At 63.6% G+C, this 2,842-nt stretch carries 3 protein-coding genes; 1 reads left to right on the top strand and 2 read right to left on the bottom strand.

All coding sequences use genetic code 11. From position 1 onward, the window contains the following. Positions 1 to 180, top strand: a 180-nt coding sequence (locus CVV76_RS25085) for a hypothetical protein (RefSeq protein ID WP_233193153.1), incomplete at its 5' end; no start/stop codon positions are given. 128 nt (positions 181 to 308) lie between these two features. Here CVV76_RS25085 and CVV76_RS24300 read toward each other — a convergent pair. Together CVV76_RS24300 and CVV76_RS24295 are read right to left on the bottom strand one after the other, a co-directional pair. Further along, the gene (locus tag CVV76_RS24300) at positions 309 to 1,481 is read right to left on the bottom strand and encodes a glycosyltransferase family 4 protein (protein ID WP_102227267.1); all 1,173 of its coding nucleotides are present in this window, start codon (positions 1,479 to 1,481) and stop codon (positions 309 to 311) included. Next, the coding region (locus CVV76_RS24295) for a hypothetical protein (protein WP_233193152.1) at positions 1,478 to 2,842 on the bottom strand (1,365 nt) is incomplete at its 5' end. The genes CVV76_RS24300 and CVV76_RS24295, both read right to left, overlap by 4 nt.

Raw genomic sequence — 2,842 nt, 5'->3', positions numbered from 1 at the left:
GGCAGGCCCGCAATGAGTGACGCATTCGCCTTCACCGAACCGGTCTGGACCACCCACCGCGCGCAGGCAAGGATCGCCCGCCGCGACCGGACCATGGGCCGCCTCTTCATCCTCTTCGTCATCGCAATCTTCGCCGAGGGAATACTCAGAAAATGGTCCGAGCCGCTGCACGTCGTATGAAGACCATAATCACCGGGGAGGTGCCGCGTGCATCTGACGACAGAATTCAATCGACGCGACTCTTCGCTCTCTCTTCGGCTGATCTCGCGGTACGCTAGGTCTCCTCTCTTGAAGACGTGGCTTTTCCCTCACGGGTTTTGCGGTAGGCGCTCCAGCGCCGTGAGGAACACGTCCCGCATCGCTTCGCCGTAGGCGCTCCAGCCGCCCATTTGCGCGACGCGCGCCAAGGCCGCCTCCGACATCGCCTGCCGCAGCTCAGGGGCGGCGGCGATGCGCTCGAACCGTTCGGCCAGGACTTCGGGCGCGCGGATCGGCACCACGAAGCCCGAGACGCCCTCCTCAACGATATCGGCCGCGCCGGTATTTTCGCTGACTACCGCCGGGCAGCCGCAGGCCATGGCCTCGGCGACAACCATGCCGAAGCCGTCCTCGATCGAGGGCAGGGTGATCAGGTGGCTCGTGCTCATCACCTCCTTCAACCGCTCGTGGGGCACATGGCCGAGGATCTCGATGGCGGGATGATCGAGAAGATCGGCGCAGGTTTCGCGGATCTCGTCGGTAATCGCCCCGGCAAGGCGCAGCCGCTTGTTCGGGATCTTGGCGGCATGAAAGGCGGTGAGCAGGTCGCGCGCGCCCTTGCGAACCGAGAGTGCGCCCACGAAGAGGATGTCGAAGCGCGCCGGATCGGGCGCGCCGACCGGGTGGAAACGTTCGACATTCACGCCATAGGGGATGACCGCGAGCTTCTCGGGCGCGAAGCCCTCCTCAAGGAAGCTGCGCCTCACCATCCCGGAGGCGACGACGATCAGGTCGGCGGCCTCATACTCCGCGAGTTCCCGGTGCAAGGTTGGCGTGCGCTTCGGCGGGGGCAAGCCCTGGCGCGCGTATTCCTCGTCGAGGAGCCGGTATTGCCAGCCGATATGGGAGCAGCCTCTGTCACAGACATAAAGCGCGCCGCGGCTCTGCGCCTCCCGGCCGGAGAGCAGCCCCACCGCCTCGTGGCCCACGAAGATGTCACAGGGGGGCATATGGCGGGCAACGAAGCGGTCCTGGCTGGCGGCCGAGAGCTGATGCAGCCGGTCGGTCGTGCCCTTCGGCACAGGAAAGGGAAGGAAGCGCAGCCCCATCAGCAGCGGACGCACCAGCGGGAAGGTCGTGACCCGCGCGCGCGAGACGCCTTCGCGGGCGAGGCGGCTCCACGGAAAGCCGCTGTAGACCCGTTCCAGCACGCCGAGCTTCTCGAATTCCCGCGCCAGCGGGAAGATATGGAAGCGTCCGACGGTGGAGAGCACGACCTTCATCGGCGCCTACGCGAGGTTTGGGGGTTGTGGAGGAAAGCCAGAACGAGGCCGGTGGCGAACCAGGTGAAAGTCAGGGCTTGGTTGTCGGAGGTCGCCTGGCCGATCCCGAGTTCAAGCGCCGCGAAGCCCATCATGATCATGGCACTGCCATCCCCCGTCTTCCGATTGAGGCGCAGGCATCGGAGAAACAGCACAAGCGCAAAGCACTGTCGCAACATCAGGAGAAGCGTTCCGAAGATCGGCCCACCCTCATTGACCATGCGGGGCCATTCTGATTCCGCCAGCTGGCTGTAGTTCGTATTTCCATTGGAGGCGCGCGCGCCGTTGGAGCCCGCACCGAGACCAAACCCCCCGAAAGGTGTATAATCATAAGCGTGGGTGACATCGGTGATCGTTGACAAGGCGCGGCCCGCGGTGCTGCCCTCACTGCGTACGGCGTGTGTCTGCCGGATGCTCATCGCCTCATAGGCTTGGGGAAAGACCACGACGAAGGTCATGATAGCCAAAGTAGCTGCGAGGACGATTGTAACGATCCGCCTGGCGCCGACAGCAAGTTTTGGGGAGGTCAAGCCGGCGGCAACATAGAAAATCATCAGGATCCCTGCACTGATCAGCCCGCCGCGGGAGCCTCCTAGAGAGACCATCACCATCGTGGCGAAGCCTGCAGAAAGGACCAGCCAGAAGGGCAGGGCAAGGTCTCTCCGCCGCTCCCAGCAGGCAAGGCAAACCGCAACCATCATGGCGCCGAAGAGTGTTTGCCCGCTGGTGAACGTAAAGGGGCCGTAGGGCCGGGGAATATCGCCGGTAATCGTGAAGACGAAGCCATCGTCCGATGTCCCCTTGTTGATCCAGGCCGTGGACGGCTGCGAAAACTGGAACATCACCAGAAGCGCGACAGGAATGGCGGCCCAGAGCAGAAGCAGCAGGATCTGGCGCAGCTGGGCCCGTGTCATGACCTCGGCCATGATGAAGGGCAGGGGCAGGTAGAAGGTGTAGAAGCGGATCCCGAGAAGCGGCGTCAGGATGCCGCGCTGCCAGTAGATATTCTGCAGAAGCGCCAGGATCGCGATGAACATCGCATAGATCAGGAAGGGCTTCACCCATCGCGGATTGATCCGGTAGTGCCGCAGGTAATGGATATAGATCGCCAGGATGACCGGATCGCGCAGGAAGTAGAAGATCTTCTGCGCCCCGCCGGGAATCACCCATTTTCTGAGTATTCCCTCGGCGAAGATTGCGACGACGAAGAGGATGAAGAGGCGGCCCATGGTTCGGTCGCGGCGGGCGATCCTTGCCTGCGCGCGGGGGGTGGTCCAGACCGGTTCGGTGAAGGCGAATGCGTCACTCATTGCGGGCCTGCC

This window comes from Acidimangrovimonas sediminis, from assembly GCF_002871005.1.
Taxonomy (GTDB): Bacteria; Pseudomonadota; Alphaproteobacteria; order Rhodobacterales; family Rhodobacteraceae; genus Acidimangrovimonas; species Acidimangrovimonas sediminis.
This window is presented reverse-complemented; position numbering and strand designations above follow the sequence as displayed.

What these genes read in the sequence shown, in the direction of transcription:
- CVV76_RS24300 (WP_102227267.1), bottom strand. Translation starts at nt 1,481, where the DNA reads ATGAAGGTCGTGCTCTCCACCGTCGGACGCTTCCATATCTTCCCGCTG.